This is a genomic window from Mesorhizobium sp. BE184, assembly GCF_031457045.1.
In the GTDB taxonomy this organism is placed as follows: Bacteria; Pseudomonadota; Alphaproteobacteria; order Rhizobiales; family Rhizobiaceae; genus Mesorhizobium.
Genome location: NZ_JAVDVU010000001.1, coordinates 1,555,136 through 1,580,973, shown reverse-complemented (window position 1 = coordinate 1,580,973; position 25,838 = coordinate 1,555,136). Strand labels below are relative to the sequence as shown.

The 25,838-nt window shown below is 64.4% G+C and carries 24 protein-coding genes; 11 read left to right on the top strand and 13 right to left on the bottom strand.

From position 1 onward, the window contains the following. Positions 1–57 precede the first annotated feature (57 nt). Positions 58–747 carry a 4Fe-4S dicluster domain-containing protein gene (locus J2X35_RS07715; protein ID WP_310183487.1) on the top strand — a complete coding sequence of 230 codons (690 nt, stop codon included), beginning with the start codon at positions 58–60 and terminating at the stop codon, positions 745–747. 3 nt (positions 748–750) lie between these two features. Here J2X35_RS07715 and J2X35_RS07710 read toward each other — a convergent pair whose 3' ends face one another. Then, a complete protein-coding gene (locus J2X35_RS07710) occupies positions 751–1,134 on the bottom strand; it encodes a hypothetical protein (RefSeq protein ID WP_310183486.1) in 384 nt (127 codons plus the stop codon). Between the two features lie 174 nt (positions 1,135–1,308). On the opposite strand from J2X35_RS07710, the gene J2X35_RS07705 reads away from it, so the two are divergent. The 5 genes from J2X35_RS07705 (at position 1,309) to J2X35_RS07685 (ending at position 5,708) form a co-directional block, all read left to right on the top strand. After that, positions 1,309–2,040 (top strand): dienelactone hydrolase family protein, encoded by a 732-nt coding sequence (locus J2X35_RS07705; RefSeq protein ID WP_310183485.1) that lies wholly within the window; start codon positions 1,309–1,311, stop codon positions 2,038–2,040. A 100-nt stretch (positions 2,041–2,140) separates the two neighbouring features. Further along, the gene (locus J2X35_RS07700; RefSeq protein ID WP_310183483.1) at positions 2,141–2,707 is read left to right on the top strand and encodes an RNA polymerase sigma factor; all 567 of its coding nucleotides are present in this window, start codon (positions 2,141–2,143) and stop codon (positions 2,705–2,707) included. Between the two features lie 2 nt (positions 2,708–2,709). After that, entirely contained in the window at positions 2,710–4,767 is a 2,058-nt protein-coding gene (locus tag J2X35_RS07695; protein WP_310183480.1) for a VWA domain-containing protein, read from the top strand. Between the two features lie 231 nt (positions 4,768–4,998). Beyond that, entirely contained in the window at positions 4,999–5,190 is a 192-nt protein-coding gene (locus tag J2X35_RS07690; protein WP_156459803.1) for a hypothetical protein, read from the top strand. A gap of 80 nt (positions 5,191–5,270) precedes the next feature. Next, positions 5,271–5,708, top strand: coding sequence for a hypothetical protein (locus tag J2X35_RS07685; RefSeq protein WP_310183478.1), 438 nt, complete (start codon positions 5,271–5,273; stop codon positions 5,706–5,708). Between the two features lie 20 nt (positions 5,709–5,728). On the opposite strand, the gene bmt is transcribed toward J2X35_RS07685, so the two are convergent. Then, positions 5,729–6,745, bottom strand: a complete 1,017-nt coding sequence (gene bmt / locus J2X35_RS07680) for a betaine--homocysteine S-methyltransferase (protein ID WP_056110152.1) — start codon at positions 6,743–6,745, stop codon at positions 5,729–5,731. 75 nt (positions 6,746–6,820) lie between these two features. Further along, positions 6,821–7,669, bottom strand: a complete 849-nt coding sequence (locus J2X35_RS07675) for a helix-turn-helix transcriptional regulator (protein ID WP_310183475.1) — start codon at positions 7,667–7,669, stop codon at positions 6,821–6,823. 224 nt (positions 7,670–7,893) lie between these two features. Here J2X35_RS07675 and J2X35_RS07670 point away from each other — a divergent pair, with 224 nt between their 5' ends. Beyond that, entirely contained in the window at positions 7,894–8,904 is a 1,011-nt protein-coding gene (locus tag J2X35_RS07670; protein ID WP_310183474.1) for a fatty acid desaturase, read from the top strand. A 60-nt stretch (positions 8,905–8,964) separates the two neighbouring features. Next, on the top strand, positions 8,965–9,927 hold the full coding sequence (locus J2X35_RS07665; RefSeq protein WP_310183471.1) for a PhnD/SsuA/transferrin family substrate-binding protein: 963 nt from the start codon (positions 8,965–8,967) through the stop codon (positions 9,925–9,927). Positions 9,928–9,952: 25 nt separating this feature from the next. Here J2X35_RS07665 and J2X35_RS07660 read toward each other — a convergent pair whose 3' ends face one another. Genes J2X35_RS07660 through J2X35_RS07650 form a run of 3 tightly spaced genes read right to left on the bottom strand, consistent with a single transcriptional unit; the run spans position 9,953 to position 15,820 of the window. After that, a complete protein-coding gene (locus J2X35_RS07660; protein ID WP_310183469.1) occupies positions 9,953–11,551 on the bottom strand; it encodes a glycosyltransferase family 39 protein in 1,599 nt (532 codons plus the stop codon). 60 nt (positions 11,552–11,611) lie between these two features. Further along, complete coding sequence (locus J2X35_RS07655) at positions 11,612–14,182, bottom strand: FAD-dependent oxidoreductase (RefSeq protein ID WP_310183466.1); 2,571 nt, start codon at positions 14,180–14,182, stop codon at positions 11,612–11,614. A 60-nt stretch (positions 14,183–14,242) separates the two neighbouring features. Further along, positions 14,243–15,820 carry a trimethylamine methyltransferase family protein gene (locus tag J2X35_RS07650; protein WP_310183465.1) on the bottom strand — a complete coding sequence of 526 codons (1,578 nt, stop codon included), beginning with the start codon at positions 15,818–15,820 and terminating at the stop codon, positions 14,243–14,245. 240 nt (positions 15,821–16,060) lie between these two features. Between J2X35_RS07650 and J2X35_RS07645 the strand changes: the two genes are divergently transcribed. Continuing rightward, positions 16,061–16,417 (top strand): hypothetical protein, encoded by a 357-nt coding sequence (locus J2X35_RS07645; protein ID WP_310183464.1) that lies wholly within the window; start codon positions 16,061–16,063, stop codon positions 16,415–16,417. A 248-nt stretch (positions 16,418–16,665) separates the two neighbouring features. Here the strand turns inward: J2X35_RS07645 and mmsB are convergent, their stop codons facing one another. Continuing rightward, the gene (gene mmsB, locus J2X35_RS07640; protein ID WP_310183461.1) at positions 16,666–17,547 is read right to left on the bottom strand and encodes a 3-hydroxyisobutyrate dehydrogenase; all 882 of its coding nucleotides are present in this window, start codon (positions 17,545–17,547) and stop codon (positions 16,666–16,668) included. A 53-nt stretch (positions 17,548–17,600) separates the two neighbouring features. Continuing rightward, entirely contained in the window at positions 17,601–18,779 is a 1,179-nt protein-coding gene (locus J2X35_RS07635) for an isobutyryl-CoA dehydrogenase (protein WP_056110134.1), read from the bottom strand. A 183-nt stretch (positions 18,780–18,962) separates the two neighbouring features. On the opposite strand from J2X35_RS07635, the gene J2X35_RS07630 reads away from it, so the two are divergent. Beyond that, positions 18,963–20,432, top strand: coding sequence for a cobyric acid synthase (locus J2X35_RS07630; protein ID WP_310183459.1), 1,470 nt, complete (start codon positions 18,963–18,965; stop codon positions 20,430–20,432). 61 nt (positions 20,433–20,493) lie between these two features. Here J2X35_RS07630 and J2X35_RS07625 read toward each other — a convergent pair whose 3' ends face one another. Continuing rightward, positions 20,494–20,664: a hypothetical protein gene (locus J2X35_RS07625; RefSeq protein WP_310183457.1), complete on the bottom strand. Its 171-nt coding sequence runs from the start codon at positions 20,662–20,664 to the stop codon at positions 20,494–20,496. Between the two features lie 55 nt (positions 20,665–20,719). Next, positions 20,720–21,505 (bottom strand): TSUP family transporter, encoded by a 786-nt coding sequence (locus J2X35_RS07620; protein WP_310183456.1) that lies wholly within the window; start codon positions 21,503–21,505, stop codon positions 20,720–20,722. Between the two features lie 110 nt (positions 21,506–21,615). Between J2X35_RS07620 and J2X35_RS07615 the strand changes: the two genes are divergently transcribed. Continuing rightward, complete coding sequence (locus J2X35_RS07615) at positions 21,616–22,053, top strand: TerB family tellurite resistance protein (RefSeq protein ID WP_056110128.1); 438 nt, start codon at positions 21,616–21,618, stop codon at positions 22,051–22,053. 8 nt (positions 22,054–22,061) lie between these two features. Here the strand turns inward: J2X35_RS07615 and J2X35_RS07610 are convergent, their stop codons facing one another. From J2X35_RS07610 to J2X35_RS07600, 3 genes are read right to left on the bottom strand one after another with little or no spacing between them, the layout of a single operon-like run. Then, complete coding sequence (locus J2X35_RS07610; RefSeq protein WP_310183453.1) at positions 22,062–23,882, bottom strand: dipeptide ABC transporter ATP-binding protein; 1,821 nt, start codon at positions 23,880–23,882, stop codon at positions 22,062–22,064. Beyond that, complete coding sequence (locus tag J2X35_RS07605; protein WP_310183451.1) at positions 23,879–24,748, bottom strand: ABC transporter permease; 870 nt, start codon at positions 24,746–24,748, stop codon at positions 23,879–23,881. Before J2X35_RS07605 ends, J2X35_RS07610 begins: the two co-directional genes overlap by 4 nt. Further along, positions 24,745–25,692, bottom strand: coding sequence for an ABC transporter permease (locus tag J2X35_RS07600; protein ID WP_310183449.1), 948 nt, complete (start codon positions 25,690–25,692; stop codon positions 24,745–24,747). The genes J2X35_RS07605 and J2X35_RS07600 overlap by 4 nt, the downstream gene beginning before the upstream one ends. Positions 25,693–25,838: the final 146 nt, after the last annotated feature.

Genomic DNA, 25,838 nt, shown 5'->3' with positions numbered 1-25,838 from the left:
AGTCGCCAAGCTGATCCACCGGGAAGTCTGGCGCAGCGCGTTTCGCGGCGACAACGGATGACGACGATCAACCACGCGCCGTGCGACGCCATCCGTGCTGAACTAGCTCGAAATGGCTTCATTCTGCGCGGCGGGTTTAACTTCGTTGCCGATGAGGCCGTTCCCGAGTGGCGGGACGGCAGGCCTGCCCGCTCGGTGCTGCTGGTCGGGCAGGCGGGCGCGGCGCCTTGGCCATACTTTCTCGCGTGGCGGCAGACGCAGCCAACGGACATCGCCGATCCGCTCGATACCTGGTCGCGGCAGGTGATCAGCAAGATCGCGGATCAGTTCGGCGCGCGCGCGGTCTCGCCCTCGGATCGACCCTATCTGCCATTCCAGCAATGGGCGATGCGGGCGGAAGGGCTGCGGCCGTCGCCGCTTGGTATCCTGATGCATCCGGAATACGGGCTTTGGCATGCCTATCGCGGGGCGCTGCTGTTCCAGGAGGAGATGGCGTTCGAAGCGGCTCCGAAACGGAATCATCTTTGCGACGCATGTATCGGAAAACCCTGCGTGAAATCCTGTCCGGTCGAGGCCTATTCCGCGGATGGCTTCGCTTACGAACGGTGCCTCGCGCATGTGCGCGGCGGGGCGGGCGGCGCCTGCCGGAGCCAAGGCTGCCTCGACCGCAACGCTTGTCCTTATGGCATCGAATATCGCTATCCTGCGTCCGTGCAGGCCTTCCACATGGCGGCTTTCGCCGGCTGAGCGTCAATTGGTGTTGTAGCGGTCGCCTTCGGGATTCGCTGGAGCGTCGGCGGTGCAGACCGTGGTGCCGTCGGTGGTCTTGCAACTCGAGGGCGCTGCCGGCATCGGCATGCCTGGAGCAACGGCGCTCGCCGCGGGCTGTGCCGGCTGCGACGGAAAAGGATACGCCGTGGCTGGAGGCGGGGCCGAAGTGACTGGCGCCGCCGCGTTGGCCGCCATCGGCATAGTGGTTATGGCCTGGGAGCTCGCCGCTCCGCCGGTCAGGCTCGGCGTGATTTCAGCCTGAGAAAGTCCGGACTGCTGGGTCGCTTCCGCCTTCTGATCGTCCTGCGAAACGCAGCCCGCCAGCACCAGTGCACCGGCAATCAGAAACATCCGGTAGGTCATCAACACTCTCTTAACCAATTTCGGGAGGTCGGCTTATGACATGGGCTTTCCCGGCCGGGCAACCGCGGCCGGGGTTGTCAACAGGCCCGTCACGCCGTTTTGATGTGCTTCGTTGTGGCCGCCGGCGCTATTTCCTATCACGGGCAGCGCAGTTCAAAGGATGCGGGAAGAAGCATGAAGCAGGATATCGAGATCAGGACGCCGGACGGCACCGCCAATGCGGCGATCTTCGGCGCAGGCGAAGGCTCAGGCAAGGCCGGCGTCATCCTCTACATGGACGCCTTCGGTCTGCGACCGGCGATGGACGAGATGGCCGAACGCCTCGAGCGCGAAGGCTATGTGGTTCTGGTGCCGGACCTGTTCTACCGCAACTGGCCCTACGGACCGTTCGACGCCGGCACGACCTTCTCGATCCCCGAACGCAAGAAGGCCTTGCTGGCGATCATGCGCGCCACCTCGTCGGATCAAGCCGATCAGGACGGCAAAGCCTTTCTCGACACACTGGCCAGCCATGGCGTCACCGGCCCGATCGGGGCGGTCGGCTATTGCATCGGTGGGGCGAGGGCGCTGACCGCCGCCGCGACCTATCCCGACCGGATCAAGGCGGCCGCCAGCTTCCACGCCGGCAATCTGGCCTCGGACAAGCCGGACAGCCCGCATCTGCGCGCCAGGGAGATGAAGGCGAAGGTCTATGTCGGCAGCGCCGCGGTCGACCACAGCTTTCCGCCGGACCAGGCAGGACGGCTGGCCGAAGCGCTGACGGCTGCCGAGGTCGACTACATCATGGAAAGCTACGTCGGCATGGGCCATGGCTGGGCCGTGCCGGACCATGCCGTGTTCGATGCAGAGGGAGCCGAACGCCACTGGAAGCGCCTGCTGGCGTTCTTCGCCGAGGCGCTGAAATAAGCGGCGTCCATGGCTCCGGGGTTGATCGGAGGGCAGGCTGAAGAAAAATCTTTCCATCGGGCCAAGGAATCGCCAATAGCCTTCGTCCAACGGGCAAATGATGGCGATGATGCTGGACAAGGATGGCGTTTCCGATAGCGATCTGGTCGGACTGGCCAGGACCGGCGATCGTGAAGCGTTCGGCATTCTGCTCGAACGACACTATGACTTCGTCTACCGCGTCGCCTATCGCTGGTGCGGCCGCAAGGCCGATGCCGAGGACATCGCCCAGGAAGTCTGCGTGCGGCTCGGCCGCGCCATCCGCGACTATCGCGGCGGCGGCGCATTCACGACGTGGCTTTACAGCATCACCCTGAACGCGGCGCGAGACATGATGCGCAAAGGCGCGCGCGACAGCGCCAAGACCAAGGCGTACGGCGTGCATGTGCTGACCGGCGGCGAGGCGAGCGACGAGCCGCAGGATCGTCTGGACGACCTCTGGGCGGCGGTGCGGCAACTGCCGGACAAGCAGCGCGACGCGGTGCTGCTCGTCTATGGCGAAGGCCTCGCCCATGCCGCCGTGGCCCAAGCGATGGCGATCTCGGAAACAACCGTGTCCTGGCACATCCATGAAGCGAAGAAACGGCTGAAGGTGCTGATGCGCGAACCTCTGGCCGGGGAAGAGTGACCATGGTCGACGAGAATGAACTGAACGACTTGGAACTGAACAGGCTGCGCCGCATTGCCGTCCCCGCTCCGGACGCCGACGCGAAGGCGCGCGCGCTGCAGGCGGCGATGGCCGCTTATGACGAGCCGAAAGAAAATCCGCAGGCCGCCCAAGGATCGATGGCCAAGCTTCGTCTCACCTCCCGAGCCACCCAACTCTGGAGGGAAATCATGCAGAAGAAGCTCATCGCGACGCCGGCCATCGCCAGCCTCATTGTCCTGCCGATCGCCGGCGTCACGGCGCTCTACCTGATGGATGGACAGACATTCAATCTCGGCGGTGACCGCAACGTCACCGAAACGCTGGCCGACAAGCCGGCGAAGGCGCCGGTCAGCGAAGCGGCCAAGGCGAAAAAAGCCGAGGCGGAAACCGAAAGCCGGGCGATGGAAATCGCCCCGGCATCGCCGCCCAAGCCGGACGCGATGGCGGGAGGGCAGGTGCAGCAGCAGGATGCGCTCGCACCCGGCGCGGCGGAGCCTGCGCCTGCGATCCAGAACGCTCCGGCCGGCGGCCATATGCGCGAAATGTTCACGACAAGGATGGCGGTGCAGCCGCTGCCGGCGCCTGCCGATGCCATCATGCCGCCGCGGCAGGAGAACCGTGACCGCATACAGGACTTCAAGACCAACCCGGTGCGTTCCGCGGCGGAAGATCCGGTCTCGACGTTCTCGATCGATGTCGACACCGCCTCCTATTCCTTTGTCCGCCGCTCGCTCAAGGAAGGCCTGCTGCCGCAGGCCGACACAGTGCGCGTCGAGGAGATGGTCAACTACTTCCCTTACGATTGGAAAGGCCCGGATTCGGCGGCGACGCCGTTCAACTCCACTGTCACCGTCATGCCGGCGCCCTGGAATGCCGCGCACAAGCTGATGCACGTCGCCATCAAGGGCTACGACGTGAAGCCCGCCGAGCAGCCCAAGGCCAATCTCGTCTTCCTGATCGACGTGTCCGGCTCGATGAACGAGCAGGACAAGCTGCCGCTGCTGCAGTCGGCGTTCCGGCTGCTGGTCAATAGGCTCGGCCCCGACGATACCGTCTCCATCGTCGCTTATGCGGGTGACGCCGGCACGGTGCTGGAGCCGACCAAGGCATCGGAAAAGGAAAAGATCCTGCGCGCCATCGATACGCTGAAGCCCGGCGGCTCGACGGCCGGCGAGGCAGGCATCCGCGAAGCCTACCGGCTGGCGGAGAAGTCCTTCGTCAAGGGCGGCGTAAACCGGGTGATGCTCGCCACCGACGGCGATTTCAATGTCGGCCAGAGCGACGACGACGAGTTGAAGCGGCTGATCGAGGAAGAGCGCAAGACCGGCGTCTTCCTGTCGGTGTTCGGTTTCGGGCGCGGCAATCTGAACGACCAGATGATGCAGACCATCGCCCAGAACGGCAACGGCACCGCCGCCTACATCGACACGCTGGCGGAAGCCGAGAAAGTGCTGGTGGAAGACGCGTCTTCGACGCTGTTCACCATCGCCGCCGACGTGAAAATCCAGGTCGAGTTCAACCCGGAGAAGGTCTCGGAATATCGCCTCGTCGGCTACGAGACCCGGGCGCTGAACCGCGAGGACTTCAACAACGACCGCGTCGATGCGGGAGAAATCGGTTCGGGCCATGCCGTCACCGCGATCTACGAGATCACGCCGAAGGGCGCGCCGCAGCAGATCGACGATCTGCGCTACGGCAAGCCTTCCACAGCCAGTGACGGCGCGGCAGGCGCGGGCGAGTATGCCTTCGTCAAGATCCGCTACAAGCTTCCCGGCGAAGACGCTTCCAAGCTGATAACGACGCCGGTGACGGCGGCCAACGAGGTGCCGTCCTTCGATGCCGCCGGCACGGACCAGCGTTTCTCCGTCGCGGTGGCCGCCTTTGGCCAAAAGCTGCGCAACGAGGACGCCACCGCCGGTTTCGGCTGGGACCGGATCAGCGAGATCGCCACGGCTGCGCGGGGCGCCGATCCGTTCGGATACAGGTCGGAGTTTCTCTCGCTGGTGCGTCTGGCCGCGGCGCTCGGCGACAAGCGTTAGCCCATCCGCTCTATCCTGTGGAAAAGGCCGGCAAGAGAAACCTTGCCGGCCTTTCCTTAAAGTTTTGCGGATTGGCAGCACGGCTTTGCAACCTGTCGGTGCTACAAACGGGTGGTCGGGACTTTTGAGGGATTAAAATTGCATATCGGCAGCAACATGGTTTGGGCGCCCGTCCGAACCGAAGAAGGATCGCGGGCAGCTCCGGCGGCCTCGCAATCTGGGACCAGCAGCGTGCGTCACGACGTCCGCACCGCGAAGAACGCGGCGCTGTCGGCACTCAACAACGAGCGTTTTCACGCGGCGCTGGAACTGCTCGCCAACAATCCGGCGGTTTCGGATACGGTTCTGCAATTGCAGTCCGACGGCGGCGCCAGCGCCGACCAAAAATCGGTGATTTCCGCTTATGGTGAAAACGGCGACTGATCCCGCTCTGGTGATCGGGAGCCGTGTTGGACTAAGATTGCTTTCTTTTGCCTGCGGGCAGTGGAACGGCAGGCGACACAATGTCGAATGGCAAACTCGACGAATGGGACATAGCGCACCGAGGGCTGCGCTCCATCTCTTCGCCGGAGATCAAGGCGTTCTGGAACGGCTACATCACTCATCGCCATCCGGTTCCGATCGAGCGCGGCAGCCTTTATTCGCGCTGGCGGCATGTGTCGGACGATCTGGTGATTTCGCTTTACCTGACGAACCGAAGCGTCGGCCTGTTCGTCCGGGGGCAGCGCGGGGAACGCTATCGCACGACCCTCAATCGCCTGGCCGCTCACGAACCTCAACTCGGCCAAGCGCTCGGCGCCAGCCTCGGCGGCTATGAGGGCTGTTGCTATCTCACCAACCATCCGCTGCCGGTGACCGATCCGAAAAGTTGGCCGCGGGCCTATGCCTGGCTGGAGAAGCAGGATGAACGTTACTACCGCGTCCTGAGCAAGCTTGGCTGAACCAGAAAGCCTGACCGCCTTCAGCCCCGCGAGCGTCTCCGCTCGCGGCGGCCGTCGCCGCTTTCCGAAGGGGTGGCGGTCGCCACCTTGTTGCGCAGCGGCCCGATGCGCTCGACGATGGTCTCGACCGTGGGCCGAGACGCCTTGTGATGGGTGTCCAGCGCCTTGCGCATCGCGGCCAGATGCTCGAACGACGTGCCGCAGCAGCCGCCGATGATCGTGGCGCCGGCATCGACGGCAAGCCGCACATAGTCGCCCATCAGTTCGGGCGTGCCTGAATAGTGGATTTCCGAGCCGCGGAATTCAGGAATGCCGCAATTGCCCTTGACGATCACGGTGGCCTCCGGCCTGGCCTCGGTCATGTCGAGCAGCGAGGCCAGGATATCGGACGCGCCCACGCCGCAATTGGCGCCGACGCCAAGCGGCGCTTCGGCCAGGCCATCCGCCACGGCGTGGATGTCCTTGGGCAGCAGGCCCATCATTGTGCGCCCGGCAGTGTCGAACGAGCCGGTGTAGGTGTAGGGCAGGCCGACCTTGATGGCGGCTTCGGCGGCGGCGCGGATTTCATCCGGAGCCGACATCGTTTCGATCCAGGCGACTTCGGCCCCGCCAGCCTTCAGGCCTTCGATCTGTTCGGCAAAGGCTTCGACAGCGCCTTCGTAGGTCAGCGCGCCGAGCGGAACCAGCAGTTCCCCTGTCGGGCCGACGGAGCCGGCGACGATGACCTTGCGGCCGGCCTTGTCGGCCACTGCGCGGGCGATTTCGGCGGCGCGCTTGTTCAGGGCAAAGACGCGGTCCTGCGCGTCGTGAAGCTTCAGCCGGTGGCGGGTGCCGCCGAAGGAATTGGTGAGGATGATGTCGGCGCCGGCATCGACGAAATTCTGGTGCAGCGCGGTTATCGTATCCGGCGCCGTCTCGTTCAGCAGTTCCGGCGCTTCGCCTGCCTGGAGACCCATGGCGAAAAGGTTCGTGCCGGTGGCGCCATCGGCCAGAAGCACGCCTTTTTCGGCGATCAGCGCATCGATCGGATTGGTCATGAGAAGCGGCCCTGTTTGGGTGTCGAGAGTAGGATATAAAGATTCCTTTATATGACGTCAATGTCGTGCGGCGCGTCAGACGTCGAATCCGATGTGCGCGAGCTTGAGCGCGAAGGCAGCCGATTCATGAGCATTTATGTCGGCGGCGCGGATGAGATTGTCGAAATGTCCCGTCAGCGTGCGGATCGGCGCGGTGGCGTTCAACACCAGATACATGTCGCCGACATAGATGGCGGCGCGATAGGGCCCGAAGATCGTGTAGGGGATCGAGTAGCGCAGCCGCCCGTCATAGAGAAACAGGCGGAATGTCGGGTAGAGGTCGTCCAGCAGTTCGGCCATGTGCAGCAGCTGCCTGCGCCGGTCCTCGGCGGGGAAGTTGCTCCAGACGCCGAGCCCGCGGGCGAATATCTCCAGCGTGTGGCGCGGCATACAGACCTCCATGTCGGTCTCCGGCCGCCGGTTGTAGTCGATGCGGTACTGCGTCTCGACCGCCTGCGCCTGGGCGCTTTTGTTGGAGATGCCGGCCTCGTAGTCGACCAGCGCTTCGGTACGCAGAAGATCGGGAATGCCGGCCGGCACGTAGCGTATCTTGGTGCCAAGCGCCTCGGCATGCCACCTGGCCAGCAGGGTTCGGTCGAAACCGCCCGCAGCCTCCTCGATTTCCAGGCTTTCGCGGATTTCGCCGGTGACGCCTTCATCCTGGCTGAGGCCCAGCAGCCAGTCGAGCGACACCTTGAACTGTGCCGCGATGTTGAGCAGCGTTTCGGCGCGAGGCAGGCGGGTCGATGCGCCCGACAGCAGTTGCGACAGGGCGGAACGATCGATGCCGACCGCCGCGGCGAAACTCGACTGATTGAGATCGGATCGTGTCAGGAGCAGCTTGAGCCGATCCCGGAAGACGGCCGACAGGTCTCGTTTGTCCATTTCAGAATCACCTCTTTGAGAGGATAGATTTGCGTGAGGCAGGTCTGGTGGCGACTTTCACCACAAATGAATCTTCCTCTTGTTTACTAAAGATAACATTTGAGGCTTAACATGCGCAATCACAACATTTTGTGCGCATTATCGCGTTGCTGGTGAGGCAACCCTGCTGACACAATGCTGTCAGGAACTCGAATCGGTTCCGCAGGCAGAACAGCAGTCGACAAATGGCACAGCTACAAGACAGGCATGGACGGCAGGGCACGGTCGAATGGCCGACGGTGATGCTCGCCCTTGCTTGTTACGGCATCTGGTTTGCCGCTGGCCTGTATCTGTGGCCGTCCCATCCTCTGATGGCGCTCGTTGTCATGACGCTGACGGTGGCGCTGCAATCCTCGCTGGTTCATGAGGTGCTGCATGGCCATCCGACCCGCAACGCGCTGGTCAACGAGGCGTTCGTCTTCCTGCCGCTCGGTGTCGTGTGGCCGTTCCGCCGCTTCAAGACGCTGCATCTGCGCCATCACGCCGACGAACGGCTGACCGATCCGCTGGACGATCCGGAGAGCTACTACCAGGCGCTGTGGCATCACAACGACATGCCGCGCTGGATGAAGGCACTGCTGCGCGCCAACAATACGATGGTCGGCCGTTTCTTCCTCGGGCCGTGGCTGTCGGCGACCGGCTTCTATATGGACGATGCGAAGCAGATCGCCGCCGGCGACGCTGTGATCCGCCGCGCCTGGCTTCTTCATCTCGTGGGCCTGGCCGTGGCGTTGTTGGTTGTTCGGTTCGGCTTCGGCATTCCGCTCTGGCTTTATCTGCTTGTGCCGGTGTGGTTCGGGCAATCGCTCATCGCCATCCGCACCTTTGCCGAGCATCAGTGGTCGGAGAACCCGGAGGGCCGGACGGTGATCGTCGAGCGCTCGGCGCTGTCGTTGCTGTTCCTCAACAACAATCTGCATTTCGTCCACCACAAGAAACCGGCCGTCGCCTGGTACAGGCTGCCGCGTCTTTTCCACGCCGATCGTGAAGGCTGGCTGCGGGCCAACAACGGCTATGTCTATCCGAATTATCTGGCGCTACTCAAAGCCTACGCCTTCAACGCGAAAGAGCCGGTGGTCCACCCTGTGCTGCGCCGCGTCGCCGAGCGGGGCAGGGCATTCAAGCCGCGCGTGCGCGCCCGCAACGTTCATGGTCTCGGCACGGTGCCGGTTCCGGCCGAGCCGCCGAAAGAATAGGCTCGGCTTTCGCCGAAGCACGGCCTTGCGCGCTCCCTTCCAACATTGTCAGATCGCGGCATGAGTGAATTCATCGCCGCGCTGCCCATGTATGACTGGCCGGAGGTGCGGGCCGAGATCGACGCCGAATGGGCGCGGCTGCGCGACAGTCTGCGCCAGGCCGGCATCGATGCGCCGGAGCAGCTCGTCCGCCGCAATGCCGACATGCCGCCGGTGCCGGGCGGTATCCGCGATGCGTCCGGCGAGGTCATCGCGCCAGACCCGGCGACGCTGCCGCCTGATGAACTCGACTATCCGACGCTCTGGCGCCATCCAGTGCTGCTGTTCGCCCAGACCTGCTGGGGGCCGATGGAGCTTGGCCTCGCCCGGCATGTTCAGCTGTTGGGCCAGCCGGACTATTCGGCCTTTGAAGGCGGGCAGGGGGTGTTTTATTCGAGCGCGATCGTGATGCGGCGCACTTTACTCTCCCCCTTGTGGGGAGGGTCGGACAACGAAGCCGAACGGGGTGCGGGTGCGTCACTGCCGTCACCCCCACCCCGTCTCAAGACCTTTGCTGCGCAAAGCACCCTCGCCGACTTTCCGGGGCGAGCCACGGGTCTCGCCCGTCCTTCGGACCCCCACAAGGGGGAGGGTGTCGGGGCGCCTGCCGACGGTGCCCGATTCATCCCAATTCACCTGCTGCGCAGCCAACGCTTCATCTACAACAGCGTGGACTCCATGTCCGGCATCCTGGCGCTGACGCGCGACCTTGACGCCCTGGGCGAAAGCCTCGACCTGTTCGCCAGCCGATCGGAAAGCGGCGGCCATCGGGCGTCCATCCGCGCGGTGGCGCAGGGCGACGCCGATGTCGCCGCCATCGATTGCCGTAGCTGGGCGATGGCGCAACGTTTCGAGCCGGCGGCAAAGGCGCTTGCGGTTGTGGGCTGGACGGCGCGGCGCAAGGGCCTGCCCTATATCGCGGCGGCAGCGATACCTGCTGAGGTCGTCGCGGTCTCGCGGGAGGTGCTGGCGGCGCTCGAGTGACCCAACGGCTGTTGTGGGGAGATAACTAGGACGCCGGAGCCGCTGTTGGCGAAGCTGCTGGCGCCGATCCGGCCGGCGCCGCAACCGATTTCTTGATGTCGGCAACGAAAACGCGGCGTTCCTTCTTCTCCTGGTCCCAGGTGAACAGCATCGGAACAGTGAGCTCACGCGGCGGGCCAGCCAGTTCGTAGCCAGCCCGGCGGATGCGGTCGACGATGTCGCCGCGCGGCTCCGGCCGGTCGAGCGACAGCAGACGTGCCGGCTCCCGCAGCCGTTCGGCAAAGCCCGGGACCTCGGTCGACATGATGACCAGGTCCGGATCGGCCAGCCGCAGATTGCCGATCCAGTGCCAGTCCGCGATGACCGTGTTGATCGGGCCGCCGGCCGTCAGGTCGCGGTAGAGCGTGGAATAATCCACGCGGGCGATGCTGCTTCGGTCCGAGCCGCCGTGAAGATGGATGTACCAGGTGAAGGGCATGACCAGCAGGGCCGCGCCCGCCGCCAGGCAGATGACCGCGATCTGCGCGGTGCGGCCCTTTTCGCCGAGACGCTCCATGCGCATGGCCATGGCGAGCGGAAGAAACAGCAGGATCGGCAGCATCCAGCGGTCACGGAAAGCGGTTGCGCCGCTGGCCAGCACGAGTATCAGGACGACGCCCACGCCGACTGCCAAGGTTCGCCACAGAAGTTTTTCCATATCCCGCGCCGGACCGGTGACGCGAAAACCGGAAATGCCACAAGCCAGGCTGACCAGTCCGAACACGGCGACCGGCAGCAGCGAGAAGTTGATGATGGCTTCGGCATATTCGCCGATGCCGGCCAGTGCGACGGTCAATGGTCCGCCGCTGGCGCCAATGCCGAACTTGTAGCCGCGCGACAGGAATTCCTCGGGATGGCTGAGATTCCAATAGAGCGTCGGCGCGCAGGCCAGCAGGGCGATCGCGACGCTGAGCAGGATTCGCCGGTCCATGATCGCGGGCCGGATGGACGGCAGCGACAGCGCTGCCGCGAGCAGGGCGCCGATCAGGAAGATATCGTTGTATTTGGCCAGGATTGCCGCCGCCAAGGCCAGCCCGAAGGCCACATAGGCGGGTGTCGTGCGCCGCTGCACCAGTTCGACGAAGGCCAGGAGAAGCAGCGAGCAGAAGCAGAACACCGCCACCGAGTGCGACAGCGTGTGCTGCATTTCCCACAAAATCTGCGGGAACAGCGCGACGCCGAACATGGCCGTCAGGGCGGTGTGCCGCGAATATCCCATGCGCAGGGCAACCAGCACGATCGATGCCAGGCCGGTGAAGACCATCGCATATTTGACGATCTTCAACGTCAGCACGGTCGGGCCGAATATCTGCGCCACCGTCCAGGCAAACCAACTGTATAGAGGCGGCTGCGAACCGCCATAGCCGGCGCGCAGCTCGCCCATATACATGAGCTGTTCGGCATCATCGACGCCGACGCCGGTGCCGACGATGTGCGAGAGCGCCGTCATGACGACGATCTGGATCAGGAAATAGGCCGCGAGCGCGACGAACACCGCACTGATAGATCCGACGCGGCCCTCAGCCAGCCAGTTTGCCCGCGCCACATGTGCGGGAAGATATTTTTGCGCCCAAGCCGCCTGCATGACGGCTCTATAAGCACGACCGGCGAGGCCACACAATCGCCCTTACATCCAGATACTCTGTCAGGCGCGCATCTTGTCCCCGGCAGGATCGAAAAACGGCTCGACGTTGATGCGGGCCGGGCGGCGATGACCGAGGATTTCGATCTCGAACCGGCCGGCGCTTCCGTCGTCCGCCAACGCCGCGGGGATGTAGCCCTGGGCCATGGATTTCTGCACGAAATGCGCATAGCCGCCGGACGTTACCCATCCGACCACGCGCCAGTCCCCATCGACGATGCCGCGCACCGCGGAGGCGCCTTCGGCCGCCTTCGAGGTGCGCACCTCCTTGCCTGCCGCGTCGAAACGCGGGGCGCCATAGCCGTGCGGCTGGTCGATCGTGCCGTAGTCGGTGGAAACCTTGGCCCAGATGGGCTCGTCACCCATGACATCGGCGTCAGCGGCATCGACGACGAAGGAAACCCGGCGCAGCTTCGGGCCGTCCGTCTGTTCCTTTGCCGCCGCCTCGCGGCCGATGAAGTCGTTCTTGTCCAGCTTGATGAAGCGGTCCATGCCACCTTCGAACGGTCCGTAGATCGGCCGAAGCTCGCGGAACCAGGTGGGGAAATTCTTCTCCAGGCGCATGGAAAGCAGGGCGCGCATACCGAAATCGACGATGCCGAACTCTTCGCCGGCCAGCTTGATCGCCTGATAGACCAGCCGCTGATAAGCAGGCTGCATCCATATCTCGTAGCCGAGATCGCCGGTATAGGTGATCCGGTTGACCATGCAGGGCGCGCCGCCGACCGCCATTTCGCGGAAATCCATGAAGCGGAAGGCCTCGGTCGAGACGTCGACATCGGCCAGCTTCCGAAGCAGGTCGCGGGATTTCGGCCCGGCGATGGAAAGGCCGACCAGCGTCTGGTCGAAACGGTGGATGCGAACCGACCCATCCTTCGGCAGGTGCTTTTCGAACCAGCGCATATGATATTTCGCCGCCGCCGACGATCCCCAGATCATGAAGCGATCCTCGCCTGCCTTGGCGATGGTGAAATCGCCGATCAGCCTGCCGAACTCGTTCAGCATCGGCGTCAGCACGATGCGGCCGGCCTTCGGCATCCTGTTGGTCATCAAGCGATTCAGGAAATCCTCCGAACCCGTTCCGCTGACTTCATATTTTGCGAAATTGGCGATCTCGGTAACGCCGACCCGCTCGCGCGTGGCGCGCACCTCGTTGCCGACATGCTCGAAATCGTTGGAGCGGTGGAAGGAGACGATATCCTTCGGCTCAGTGCCTTTCGGCGCGAACCACAATGGCGTTTCGAGGCCCCAGCTGTCGCCCATGACGGCGTTCTGCGCCACCATCGTGTCGTAGAGCGGGGTGGTTTGCGCCGGCCGGGCCGCCGGCAGCTCCTCATTGGGAAAGCGGATCGAGAATCGCCGTGAATAATTTTCGCGCACCTTGGCGTTGGTGTAGCGCAGCGTCGCCCATTCGCCCCAGCGCGCCACATCCATGCCCCAGACATCGAAGCCCGGATCGCCATGGACCATCCAGTTGGACAGCGCCAGCCCGACGCCGCCGCCTTGCGAGAAGCCGGCCATGACGGCGCAGGCGCACCAGAAATTGGTCAGGCCCTGCACCGGGCCGACCAGCGGGTTGCCGTCCGGCGCGAAGGTGAAGGGGCCGTTGATGATCTGCTTGATGCCGGCTTTCTCGATGCCGGGGAAATGCTTGAAGCCGATTTCCAGCGACGGTGCGATGCGGTCGATGTCCGGCTGCAGCAGCTCGTGGCCGAAATCCCATGGCGTGTTGACCGGCGACCACGGTTTGCAGGCCTTCTCATAAGTGCCGAGCAGTACGCCATTGCGTTCCTGACGCGTGTAGATCTCGCCCTTGAAGTCGAGCACGCCGACCATTTCGCGGCCGGTTTCCTTGTTGAAGGCCTCGACTTCCGGCATCCGCTCGGTCAGCAGATACATGTGCTCCATGGCAAGCAGCGGCAGTTCCAGCCCGACCATGCGGCCGACCTCGCGCGCCCACAGGCCACCGCAATTGACGACATGCTCGGCCTTGATCGTTCCCTGTTCGGTGACGACATTCCAGGTGCCGTCCGGCTCCTGGGTCAACTCGATGACGCGGTTGCGCAGCACGATTTCCGCGCCCAGCTTTTTCGCCGCCTTGGCGTAGGCGTGGGTCGTGCCGGACGGATCGAGATGGCCCTCGACCGGGTCCCACATGGCGCCGACGAAGTTGGTCTCGTCCATCAGCGGGAACATCGCCTTGGCTTCCGATGGCGTGATAAGCTCGGTGTCCATGCCGAGATAGCGGCCCTTGGCGTGGGCGAGCCGAAGAAAATCCATGCGCTCCGGCGTATCGGCCATCATCACGCCGCCGGTCAGGTGCAGCGAGCAGGACTGGCCGGAAAGCTCCTCGATCTCCTTGTAGAGCTGGACGGTGTAGGCCTGCAGCTTGGCGACGTTGGGGTCGCCGTTCAGCGTATGGAAACCGCCGGCGGCGTGCCAGGACGAGCCGGAGGTCAGTTCCGAGCGCTCGATGAGCACGACATCGGTCCAGCCGGCCTTGGCGAGATGATAAAGAACCGAGCAGCCGACGATGCCGCCGCCGATGACAACCGCTTTTGCGTGGGATTTCATGGGGATGGGTCCGTATGTGGAGACAATGATTCCGGAATTGCGCTGATTGTGATCCGAGTTTTAGAAATCCGTCGGAGCGCCGCCTTCGGCTTTTCGCTTCTCCACGAAGGCGTCGAGTTCCTCGCGGATCGCCGGGTCGAGATAGGGTTCCTCATACATGGCCAGCCGCTCCTTCCAGATGCGGTTGGCCTTCTCGAAGGCGGTTGGCGCGCCGTGCTCGCTCCAGGTTTCAAAGTTCCGCCAGTCGGACAGGATCGGTGCATAGAAGGCATTCTTGTAGCGCGACTGCGTGTGCGGCGTGCCGAAGAAATGGCCTCCGGGGCCGACGTCGCGGATGGCGTCGATGGCGAGCGCGTCTTCCGACAGGTCCAGCGGCGTCAGGAATTCCGTCACCATCTGCAAAAGATCGATGTCAAGAATGGTCTTTTCGTAGGAGCAGGTCAGCCCGCCCTCAAGCCAGCCGGCGGCGTGCTTGATGAAATTGCCGCCGCCCTGGATGCAGCCCCACAGCGAGAAAACGCTTTCATAGGCAGCCTGCGCATCCACTGCGTTGGCGGCGCAGACATTCGAAGTGCGGTAAGGTAGTCGATAGCGGCGGGCGAGCTGGCCGCCGACGAGCTGCGCCTTCATGTATTCGGGCGTGCCGAAGGCCGGCGCGCCGGATTTCATGTCGACATTGGAGGTGAAGCCGCCATAGCCGACCGGCGCGCCCTTGCGCACCATCTGCGTGAAGGCGATGCCGGCGAGCGCCTCGGCGTTCTGCTGCACCAGCGCGCCGGCGATGGTGACGGGCGCCATGGCGCCCGACAGGGTGAAGGGGGTGACGACCACCACCTGTCCGGCTGACGACATCTGGATGATGCCTTCCATCATCGGGACGTCGAGCTTGAGCGGCGAATTGGTGTTGATGATGGTGATGAGCGACGGCTCTTCCAGCAACTGCTCACGCGAGATGCCGCGGCCGATGCGGGCGATCTCGATGCCGTCGAGATTGCGCTCCAGCCCGAGCGAATAAGCGTGAAAGGCCTTGTCGGTCAGCACCACGAAATCGCGCAGGCATTCGAGATGGCGGATCGACGGGTGGATATCGACAGGCTCGACCGGGTAGCCGCCGGTCACATGCAGGATGTTGTGCATCTGCCCGAGCTTCACCAGGTTGCGGAAGTCCGGCTGGTTGCCGGCACGGCGGCCGCCCTCCTTGTCAGAACAGTTGGGTGCCGAAGCCATCTGCGAGAAGATGACGTTGTCGCCGCCCATGCGGACATTGTGGGCGGGGTTGCGCGCGTGCAGCGTGAATTCCGCCGGGCAATGCGCGATCAGTTCGAGGATCATGCCGCTGTCGAAACGCACGCGGTCGGAGCCGTCGCGCACGTCTGCGCCATGCGCCTTCATGATGCGACGGGCCTCGTCGTGCAGCACGTCGACGCCGATTTCCCGCAGGACGCGCAGGGAGGCGAGGTGGATCGACTCCAGTTCGTCGTCGGAGACGAATTTCGTCGGCGTCAAAGGGTTCCTGAGCTGCCGGAAAGGCGGCTGTTCGAAGGCGCCGGCGCCGCTGGAGCGCTTGCCAGCGCGGCCGCCGCGCCGGTTGCGGTCGGCAGCAAGTGCCGGTTCGACAGAATGCAATTCGGCGCTCATGAACACCTCGGAAACCGGACGCTTCGCGGCTGATAATGGACTGCGCCCGGCGCGCCCAGTGCGGAAGCGGCGACCAGAAGGACGAGCAAAACGACATGATGTTTACTGCTGGATGCCGTCCATTGCTTGTGCGGCCACGCAACGGGCCGTGACAAGTGCGTGCGCTGCAACCCCGGCGGAACGTTCCTCCTTACGACGCGTTTAAAGGCGCGCCCGATAGCGGTCGCCAGGGGAATTTCCATGACAGTACGAAAAATCCGCAAGGCGGACCGCGCAGCCATTGCCGGGAGCTTGATGCTGACGCCCATGGTGATGGCCATGCGCATACCGCTGATGGCGGCGGAGAGCGGGGGTGTTCATGGCATGGGCAAGGAAGCCCGGCGCGCCATCCTGGAGAAGAATGCGGCTTTCGCGCAGGGCGTGGTCGCAGCACAACTGTCGCTGGTCCAATCCGCCGCGGATTTCTGGACGGATGTTTTCGCCGGCAAGACACCGGCGCTGATCAGCGGTGTCGCAGCTGAGCGCTCCATCCTGGCCGCACTTGGCCCTGCCAGCCGGGCCGTCAACGCGAATTATCGTCGCCTGTCACCGAAGTGACGACAACTCAAATGCAAAAGCCGCGCTCCGTTAGGAACGCGGCTTTGCCAAATACGCATGGCACTTTTTACTCAAGTACTAAAACCTGGCTCCGGGACGCGAGACCTGATCCGGAGCGCCGGGCGGAAATCCGCCTCGCGTTCCGTTCTACAGGCACATCGTTACCGTGGGGTTATCGAGAGCTTAAGCAAACCTAAATATAGGCTTTTTGTGGTCGAAGCGGTGGCGAGCGTTTCTGCCTGTCGGCGTCACCTGTCGCCGCGCAGGAAATTGATGATGCCGGAGAAATCTTCGCCGCCCAGTCCTTGCGCTGCGAAGAGCGCATAAAGCTGCGTGGCTTCGGCGCCGAGCGGCGTCACCGCGCCAGCGCCCTGGGCGGCCTCCTGGCTGAGCTTCAAATCCTTGAGCATCAGCGCCGCGGCAAAACCCGGCCTGTAATCCCTGTTGGCGGGCGAAGCCGGCACCGGCCCCGGGACCGGGCAGTTGGTGGTGAGCGCCCAACACTGGCCGGAAGAGGTGGAGGCGACATCGAAAAGCGCCTGATGCGACAGGCCGAGCTTTTCGGCCAGCACAAAGGCCTCGGCGACGCCAATCATCGAAATGCCGAGGATCATGTTGTTGCAAATCTTGGCTGCCTGGCCGGCGCCGTCGTCTCCGCAATGGACGATCCGCCGGGCCATCGGCTTCAGAACCGGCTCCGCAACCGCGAAGGCCTCCGCAGCACCGCCAGCCATGAAGGTGAGGGTGGCGGCGGATGCGCCGACCGTGCCGCCTGAAACCGGCGCGTCGATCGAAAGCAGGCCGTGCCTTTTGGCGATTGCATGAGCCCTGCGGGCGGATTCGACATCGATGGTCGAGGAATCGATGAACAGCGCGCCTTTTTCCGCTTTCGACGCGATGTCTTCGTAGACCGACAGCACATGTTTACCGGCAGGCAACATGGTGATGACGACCTCCGCGCCCTTCACCGCGGCCGTCGCATTGGCCATGACGGTGATGCCGTGCTCGCGCGCCACGGTCAGGTTTTCCGGCATCAGGTCGAAGCCCTGCACCGCGTGTCCGGCCTTGACCAGATTTGCGGCCATGGGATTGCCCATATTGCCGAGGCCGATGAAGGCGATGGTGGTCATTGGTTCCTCCAGTAGGGGCAGTCGGCAGTTGGCAGTCGGAATTTCCCGATTGCTTACTGCCGCCCAATCAATTGCCGCGCGATGATGACGCGCATGATCTCGTTGGTGCCTTCGAGGATCTGATGGACGCGCAGGTCGCGCACCAGTTTCTCGATGCCGTAGTCATGCAGATAGCCGTAGCCGCCAAGAAGCTGCAAAGCCTGGTTGGCGATTTCGAAGCCGGTGTCGGTGACGAAGCGCTTGGCCATGGCCGACCATTTCGAGGCATCGTGGGCCTTGGCGTCGAGCTTCGAGGCCGCCGCGTAGAGGAAGATGCGCGCAGCCTGGAGTTCTGTCTCCATGTCGGCGAGCCTGAACTGCAGCGCCTGGAACTGGTTCAACGCGGAGCCGAATGCCTTGCGCTCGGCCGTATAGGCAAGCGCCTTGTCGAGGGCCGACTGCGCGCCGCCGAGCGAACAGGCGGCAATGTTGAGCCTGCCGCCATCGAGGCCCGCCATGGCAATGCCGAAGCCAGCGCCCTCGGTCGAGAGCAGGTTTTCCGCCGGCACCTTGCAGTCCTCGAAGATGACCTGGCGGGTCGACTGCATGTGCCAGCCCATCTTGTGCTCATTGGCGCCGAAGGAGAGGCCGGGCGCATCCTTCGGGACGACCACGGTGGAGATGCCTTTCGGGCCTTCCGCGCCGGTGCGGACCATGGCGATGTAGACGTCGCTGTCTCCGGCGCCGGAAATGAACTGCTTGGCGCCGTTCAGCACATAGTCCGAACCGTTGCCGCCCGAGCGCACCGCCCTGGTCTTCAGCGCCGCCGCGTCGGAACCGGAGCCGGGCTCGGTCAGGCAGTAGCTGGCCAGCCATTCCATCGAGGTCAGCTTCGGCAGGAAGCGCTGGCGCTGCTCCTCATTGCCGAAGCGGTCGATCATCGATGCCGCCATGTTGTGGATGGAGATGAAGGAGGAGAACGCCGGGCAGGCATGTGCGAGCGCTTCGAAGATCAGCACCGCGTCGAGGCGGCCGAGGCCGGAGCCGCCGACATCGTCGCGCACATAGATGCCGCCCAGCCCGAGCGGGCCTGTTTCGCGGATGACGTCGGTCGGAAAGTGCTTGTCGCGGTCCCATTCGAGCGCATGGGGGGCAACGCGCTCGGCGGCGAAATCCTGCGCCATTGTCTGGATGGCCCGCTGGTCCTCGTTGAGCTCGAACTGGCCGCCGGCCGCTTGAACCGCGCTATCCATGACGTCCTCCCGAAATGTCGTTTTGGGCTATGCGCATTCCGCAATCTAGACCAATGATGCCACCGCGCAATCCGACCATCTGCGAAGCGGCTGTGCAAAAATGAAGACCCGGAGCCTTTCAGTGACGACAATTTTCAACATTGGACCATCGCTTGGGGCCACCGTCAGGGCAGGGATCTAGCGATGGCGCGGGCGGTCATGCTGCAGGGCACGGGATCGGATGTCGGCAAAAGCGTGCTGGTGGCCGGCCTGTGCCGGGCTGCCAGAAAGCGCGGTCTGGCGGTCAGGCCGTTCAAGCCGCAGAACATGTCCAACAATGCCGCCGTGGCTGCCATACCGGGGCAGGCCGGGGCGGGGGAAATCGGTAGGGCGCAATGGCTGCAGGCACTCGCCTGCGGGGTCGAGCCCACCGTCCACATGAACCCGGTGCTGCTGAAGCCGCAGACCGATATCGGCTCGCAGGTCGTCGTGCAGGGAAAAATGGCCGGCGAGGCGCGGGCGCGCGACTATCAGGCGCTGAAGCCGAAGCTGATGGAAGCGGTGCTGGATTCATGGTCGAGGGTTGGCGAAGGGGCCGATCTGGTGATCGTCGAAGGCGCGGGCTCGCCGGCCGAGATCAATTTGCGCAGCCGCGACATCGCCAATATGGGCTTCGCCACGCGGGCCGACGTGCCGGTCGTCCTGGTCGGCGACATCGACCGCGGCGGCGTCATCGCCTCGCTGGCCGGCACCCATCTCATCCTGCCGGACGAGGACCGGCGCATGGTGGCGGGCTACATCATCAACAAGTTTCGCGGCGACGTCTCGCTGTTCGATGAAGGCATCAAAGCCATCGATGGTTTCACCGGCTGGCGGTGTTTCGGCGTGGTGCCGTGGCTGGATGCGGCGGCCCGATTGCCGTCGGAAGATTCCGTCGTGCTGGAGCGCTTGGCCAAGGGCGAGAAGCGCGCGCTCAAGGTGGCTGTGCCGATGCTGTCGCGCATCGCGAATTTCGACGACCTCGATCCGCTGCGCGCCGAACCGCAGGTGGAGGTGGTGTTCGTCCCGCCCGGCGACCCGTTGCCCACGGATGCGGGACTGGTGGTCATTCCTGGCTCCAAGTCGACGATCGGCGATCTGTTGCGGTTTCGCGAGAATGGCTGGGACCGGGACCTTGCCGCCCATGTGAAGCGCGGCGGTCATGTCGTCGGCCTTTGCGGCGGGTTCCAGATGTTGGGCCGCACGGTGCATGATCCGCATGGCATCGAAGGCGGGGCTGCTGAAGCGCCGGGTCTGGGATTGCTCGATGTCGAAACGGCGATGGAGCCGGAAAAGACCGTGCGGCAGGTCACGGCAAGCTCGGTACCGTTCGGCCTGCCATTGGCAGGCTATGAAATTCACCTCGGCCGCACCTTCGGGCCGGATTGCGCCAGACCGGCGACGCTGATCAACGGGGTGGAGGACGGCGCGGTTTCGGCCGACGGCAAGGTGTTCGGCACCTATCTGCACGGATTGTTCGGCGCCGATGCCTTCCGCGCCAAGTTTCTCGAAAGCCTTGGGGTCAAGGGCGGCGGCATCGACTACCGTCAAGGGGTGGAGGATGCGCTGGACCGCATCGCGGCGCAGCTCGAGGAACATCTCGACTGCGAGGCGATTTTTTCGCTGGCCCGCTAAGTTCGGATCGAAGCGCCGGCCACATACAGCCGCGCCGGCGCTTCGGCTCCGAGGTGAAGATTTAGACGCCGCGGATCAGGCAGGCGACCGCCAGCACGACATAGGCGATGGTCATGACCCAGAAGGCGGACAACGCGCCGAGACTGAAAATACCGAACGCCATCAGCAACGCGATGACCGCGATGATGACGGTTATGATGAAAACGATCTGCTTAGGTGCACTGAGATTCATCATTGCCTCCTCCGCATCGTGATTCGATGCGGCACCATGATACCAGCCTACCGGATCACACACCAATGGCGGTGCGCAGCGGGTTTTGCGGATCGGAAAGCAGCTTGATCGCCAGCGCCACGCAGACCAGCACCAGCAGCGGCTTGATCAGCCGGGCGCCGATACGCACGGCCAGCAGGGCCCCGACGCGGGCACCGAGGAACTGGCAGACGCCCATCATCAGGCCGATCTTCCAATGAATGACGCCGACAGCGGCGAACACGGCGAAACCGCCGAGATTGGAAGCGAAATTGAGCAGCTTGGTGTGGGCCGTAGCCTTGAGCACGCCGTAGCCCGCCAGCGCCACGAAGGCGAGCATGTAGAACGAGCCGGCGCCCGGCCCGAACAGCCCGTCATAGAAGCCGATGACGGGCACCACGGTGAGCCCGAACAGGAAGGGCGACAGGCGCTCGGCTCTGTCGACATCGCCCATGTTGGGCTTGACGGCAAAGTAGATCGCAATGGCGATCAGGACTATGGGGAGAGCTGCACCGAGGACTTCGCCGGGAACCACGGTGGCGGCCAGGGCGCCAATGGCGCTGCCGGCAAAGCAGAGAAGGGCGGAGGGAAGCTGGCGGCGCGGATTGACCTGCCCCTTCGAGGCATAAGCGAGCGTCGCTGAGCCTGAGCCGAACAGGCCCTGCAATTTGTTGGTGCCGAGCGCCTCGACCGGCGAAAGACCGGCCAGCAGCAGCGCCGGCACGGTGACCAGTCCGCCACCGCCGGCGATGGAATCGATGAAACCGGCGCAGAAGGCGGCAAACGCCAGCAAGGCCACAGTCTGGAGGGTGAGGTCGAACATGTTCGGGTAAAGGCTGCGCTGCCTGCGGGATAAGGCGTTCGACCACAGCCACCCCTTTTGCGCAAGGCCGATTTGGCGCTAACTATCGGACCAGCTCATGGGGGACACGCATGGCCATCGCATTGCTAGACCAGATACGCGCCGCGCTCGACGGCGATCCCGGCGTCCGCAAGGTGGCCGAGGATCCCGTGCTTTCGGCCGAACTGCTGATGCTGTTCCGGATGATCCTGGCGGACGGCTCTGTCAGCGAGAACGAAATGGAGACGTTGCGGCGCATCTGCGCGGAGTCGTTCGGTATCTCCGCAGAGAGCATGGACGGCGTCGTCGAGTATCTGAACGACTTCGGTTACGAGACGACCGGTTCGCAGGCGATCGCCATGTTCCGTGGGCTGGACATCGAGCGCCGCCGGCTGCTGGCGCGGCACATGGCGGAAATCGCCAAGGCCGATCGTCACCTGGCGGAGAACGAGGTGAGATTGCTGCGCCGGACGCTGGAGCTTCTGGATATCAGCCCGGTCGATGCGGTGAGAGCGCCGACCGAGCCGTAGTTCGCCACTCACCCCTGTTCCCGCATCTTTTTGGCCAGCGCGCGATGGAGATCGGGCGCGGCCGCGACCAGCGCCTGGGCGGCTTCCGAACGCGGACTGTCCAGCACCGAGGGGGTCGGTCCCCGTTCGACGATCCGCCCGTCATGCATGACCATGACCTCGTCTGTTATGGCCCGCGCCACCGTCAGGTCGTGGGTGATGAAGAGATACGCAACCCCCAGCCGGTCGTTGAGATCGGCGAAGAGGTCGAGCACCTGCGCGCGGATCGACACGTCGAGCGCCGAGACCGGCTCGTCGGCGACGATCAGTCTGGGCCGGGTGATCAGGGCGCGGGCGATGGAAAGGCGCTGGCGCTGTCCGCCCGAAAATTCGTGCGGGTATTTGTTGAGATCGGTTTCGGACAAGCCGACTTCGCGCAGCGCGTGGACCACCATGTCGCGCCGCTCGACGGGCGAAGGCTGTGCTTCCAGAAGATGCAGCGGCTCGGCGACAAGCTTCTCCACCTTCTGGCGCGGATCGAAGGAGCCGTAAGGGTCCTGGAACACGACCTGCATGTCGCGCCGGGCCGGTTTGAGATCGGCCTCCGACCTGCCGGTGATCGTCTCGCCGCGAAAGCGGATTTCGCCGGATGACGGTTTGTCCAGGGCGAGGATCATGCGGGCGAGGGTGGACTTGCCGCAGCCTGAGCGGCCGACAAGGGCGACTGACTGGCCAGGGGCAATGGTGAAGGACACATCGTCGACGGCATGAACCGGCGCATCGCGGCGGAAGAGCGAAGTGCGGCGGCCGGGGTAGAGGCGGGAGATGGATTGGACGGAGAGGAGGGGGGCGGCACTTTCACCCTCCTCCTTGTGGGGAGGGTCGGCGAGAGGACTTTGCGAAGCAAAGGGATCGAGACGGGGTGGGGGTGCAACATCCGGCGCGGGCGTTCCCCCACCCCGTTTCGTGATCTCCGCTGCGCTTCGATCACTCACCGACTCACCGGGGCGAGCCACGGGTCTCGCCCGTCCGTCGGACCCCCACAAGGGGGAGGGTGAAGCCCTACGCTTCGGCACATGCATCGAGGCCTGCGCCAGTTGACGTGTGTAGGGATGTTCTTGCTGCGACAGCACGCGGGCCGTCTCGCCGGCTTCCATCACCTCGCCGTGGCGCAGGATGGTGATGCGGTCGGCCATTTCGGTGACGACGGCGAGGTCGTGCGAGATCAGCAGCAGGCCCATGCGGTTCTCGGCGACGAGATCGCGCAAAAGGTCGAGGATCTGCGCCTGCAGCACGACGTCGAGCGCCGTGGTCGGCTCGTCGGCGATCAGCAGCTTCGGCTTCAGCGCGCAGGCGATGGCGATGACGACGCGCTGGCGCTGGCCGCCGGACAGTTCGTGCGGATAGCGCGACAGCGGGAACTTCGCCTCCGGCAGGCCGACCCGGTCGAGAATTTGACGGGCACGATCCTCGGCCTCGGCGCGCGAGACGCGGGTGTGCCAGCGTATGCCCTCCGCCACCTGCTCGCCGATGGTCTTGACCGGATTGAGCGCCGTCATCGGCTCCTGAAAGACCATGCCGATATCGTCGCCGCGCAGGGCGCACATCTGGTCTTCGGTCGCGGCAAGAATGTCGATGCCGTCGAAGATGACGCTGCCGCTGGCGCGGGCGGCGTGGGGCAGCAACTGCATGATCGTCAGCGCCGTCATCGACTTGCCGGAGCCGGATTCGCCGACCAGCCCCATCACCTCGCCGCGCTCGATGGCAAGGTCCACGTTCTTCAGCACCGGTACGCCGCCGATCTCGAGCGACAGGTTCTCGATCTGGAGCAGACCTTTGGGCGGGCTCATGAACGCCGCCGCGATTTGGGGTCGAGGATATCGGCGATGCCGTCGCCGAGCAGATTGAGGCCCAGCACGGTGACGACGATGGCCATGCCGGGGAAGATCGCCATCCACGGCGCGATGGCCATGCGGGTCTGTGCTTCGAACAGCATGCGGCCCCAGCTCGGCATCGGCGGCTGCGAGCCGAGGCCGACATAGGACAGGCTGGCCTCGGCGAGGATGCCGAGCGCGAACTGGATGGTGCCCTGCACCAGAAGCAGCGTGGCGATGTTGGGCAGGACATGCTCGAGCGTGATCAGCGTGCGGTTCTTGCCGGCGGCTCGCGCTGCGAGGATGTATTCGCGCGGCCAGATGGCAAGCGCCCCGGCGCGGGAAACGCGCGCGAAGACGGGAATGTTGAAGATGCCGATGGCGATGATGGCGTTGACTGCGCCGGGTCCGAAGATCGCGGTGATCATGATGGCGGAGAGCAGGGCGGGGAAGGCGAAGACAAGGTCGTTCAGCCGCATGACGATTTCGTCCAGCCAGCCGCCGCGCGCGGCGGCGAGGCAGCCCAGCGGAACGCCGATGCCCATGCCGATGCCGACCGCCACCAGCGCCACGGCGATGGAATTGCGCGCGCCAACCATGACCATGGACAGGATGTCGCGGCCGAAATGATCGGTGCCGAACCAGTGCGTGAGGGACGGCGCCTGCGTCTTGTCGGCGATGACCAGTTTTGTCACATCGAATGGCGTCCAGAAAAACGACAGCAGCGCCATGGCGACGACGGCTACCGCAATCACAAAGCCGATCACGAAAGAGCGGTTGGCGAAGGCCCTGGCGACAAGCCGCTCCGGTTTCTCCCTTGAGACATCGACAGGCAGCGTCATTCGCGGCCTCTGAGGCGCGGATCGACGATTGCGTAGGACAGGTCGACGATGAGGTTGACAGCGATGACGGCGGCGACCAGCAGCATCACGACGCTCTCCACCACGATCAAGTCGCGCTGGGTGATCGCCTGGAAGACGAGGCGACCGAGACCCGGCAGGTAGAAGACGTTTTCGATGATGATGGTGCCGGCCAGCAGGAAGGCGAATTGCAGGCCGAGGATGGTGAGCACCGGGATCATCGCGTTGCGCAGCGCGTGCTGCCATAGAACGGCGCGGTAAGGCAGGCCCTTGGCGCGGGCTGTGCGGATATAGTCCTCGTTCAGCACGTCGATCAGCGCCGAGCGGGTGACGCGGGCGAGGATCGCCGCCTGCGGCAGGGCCAGCGCCACCGCCGGCAGGAGCAGGGATTTGAGCGCCGGCCAGATGCCGTTGCCCCAGCCGGGGAAGCCGCCGGCCGGCACCAGCCGCAGCCACACGGCGAAGAGATAGATCAGCATCAGCGCGAACCAGAAATTCGGGATCGCTACGCCGATCTGCGCCGCCCCCATGGCCAGCGTGTCGCCGGCATGGCCGCGGCGGCTGGCGGAATAGAGCCCGACCGGAATGGCGATGACGGCCGAAAGCGCCAGCGCGATGAGCGCCAGCGGCAGGGAGACGGCAATGCGCTCGCGCACGAGGTCGAGCACCGGGACAGAGTAGGTGAGGGAGCGGCCGAGATCCAAGGTCAGCAGATCGCCCGCCCAATGCAGATAGCGCAGCAGCAGCGGGTCGTTGAGGCCCATCTGCGTGCGCAACTGCTCGACCTGCTCGGCGCTGGCGTTCATCCCGAGCATCAGGCGGGCCGGATCGCCCGGCACGATCTCCAGCACGGCGAAGACGACAAGCGAGGCCAGCACCAGCGTGGCGATGGCTATGGCGATACGCTTGAGGAGATAGGCGGTCATGGCGATTGTAGCGCATTTCCTTCTCCCCGTTTACGGGGAGAAGGTGGCCCGAAGGGCCGGATGAGGGGCAGCATGAATATTTCCAAAGTCAGCATCGCCCCTCATCTGCCTGCCGGCATCTTCTCCCCGTGAACGGGGAGAAGGAA

Excerpts from the sequence above, each read along its gene's own strand:
- J2X35_RS07650 (WP_310183465.1), bottom strand. The coding sequence starts at position 15,820 with ATGAGCGCCGAATTGCATTCTGTCGAACCGGCACTTGCTGCCGACCGC.
- J2X35_RS07655 (WP_310183466.1), bottom strand. The coding sequence starts at position 14,182 with ATGAAATCCCACGCAAAAGCGGTTGTCATCGGCGGCGGCATCGTCGGC.
- J2X35_RS07705 (WP_310183485.1), top strand. The coding sequence starts at position 1,309 with ATGAAGCAGGATATCGAGATCAGGACGCCGGACGGCACCGCCAATGCG.
- bmt (WP_056110152.1), bottom strand. The coding sequence starts at position 6,745 with ATGACCAATCCGATCGATGCGCTGATCGCCGAAAAAGGCGTGCTTCTG.
- J2X35_RS07670 (WP_310183474.1), top strand. The coding sequence starts at position 7,894 with ATGGCACAGCTACAAGACAGGCATGGACGGCAGGGCACGGTCGAATGG.
- J2X35_RS07625 (WP_310183457.1), bottom strand. The coding sequence starts at position 20,664 with ATGAATCTCAGTGCACCTAAGCAGATCGTTTTCATCATAACCGTCATC.
- mmsB (WP_310183461.1), bottom strand. The coding sequence starts at position 17,547 with ATGACCACCATCGCCTTCATCGGCCTCGGCAATATGGGCAATCCCATG.
- J2X35_RS07635 (WP_056110134.1), bottom strand. The coding sequence starts at position 18,779 with ATGGATAGCGCGGTTCAAGCGGCCGGCGGCCAGTTCGAGCTCAACGAG.
- J2X35_RS07715 (WP_310183487.1), top strand. The coding sequence starts at position 58 with ATGACGACGATCAACCACGCGCCGTGCGACGCCATCCGTGCTGAACTA.
- J2X35_RS07605 (WP_310183451.1), bottom strand. The coding sequence starts at position 24,748 with ATGACGCTGCCTGTCGATGTCTCAAGGGAGAAACCGGAGCGGCTTGTC.
- J2X35_RS07695 (WP_310183480.1), top strand. The coding sequence starts at position 2,710 with ATGGTCGACGAGAATGAACTGAACGACTTGGAACTGAACAGGCTGCGC.
- J2X35_RS07615 (WP_056110128.1), top strand. The coding sequence starts at position 21,616 with ATGGCCATCGCATTGCTAGACCAGATACGCGCCGCGCTCGACGGCGAT.
- J2X35_RS07675 (WP_310183475.1), bottom strand. The coding sequence starts at position 7,669 with ATGGACAAACGAGACCTGTCGGCCGTCTTCCGGGATCGGCTCAAGCTG.
- J2X35_RS07685 (WP_310183478.1), top strand. The coding sequence starts at position 5,271 with ATGTCGAATGGCAAACTCGACGAATGGGACATAGCGCACCGAGGGCTG.
- J2X35_RS07600 (WP_310183449.1), bottom strand. The coding sequence starts at position 25,692 with ATGACCGCCTATCTCCTCAAGCGTATCGCCATAGCCATCGCCACGCTG.
- J2X35_RS07620 (WP_310183456.1), bottom strand. The coding sequence starts at position 21,505 with ATGTTCGACCTCACCCTCCAGACTGTGGCCTTGCTGGCGTTTGCCGCC.
- J2X35_RS07610 (WP_310183453.1), bottom strand. The coding sequence starts at position 23,882 with ATGAGCCCGCCCAAAGGTCTGCTCCAGATCGAGAACCTGTCGCTCGAG.
- J2X35_RS07630 (WP_310183459.1), top strand. The coding sequence starts at position 18,963 with ATGGCGCGGGCGGTCATGCTGCAGGGCACGGGATCGGATGTCGGCAAA.
- J2X35_RS07710 (WP_310183486.1), bottom strand. The coding sequence starts at position 1,134 with ATGACCTACCGGATGTTTCTGATTGCCGGTGCACTGGTGCTGGCGGGC.
- J2X35_RS07660 (WP_310183469.1), bottom strand. The coding sequence starts at position 11,551 with ATGCAGGCGGCTTGGGCGCAAAAATATCTTCCCGCACATGTGGCGCGG.
- J2X35_RS07665 (WP_310183471.1), top strand. The coding sequence starts at position 8,965 with ATGAGTGAATTCATCGCCGCGCTGCCCATGTATGACTGGCCGGAGGTG.
- J2X35_RS07645 (WP_310183464.1), top strand. The coding sequence starts at position 16,061 with ATGACAGTACGAAAAATCCGCAAGGCGGACCGCGCAGCCATTGCCGGG.
- J2X35_RS07700 (WP_310183483.1), top strand. The coding sequence starts at position 2,141 with ATGGCGATGATGCTGGACAAGGATGGCGTTTCCGATAGCGATCTGGTC.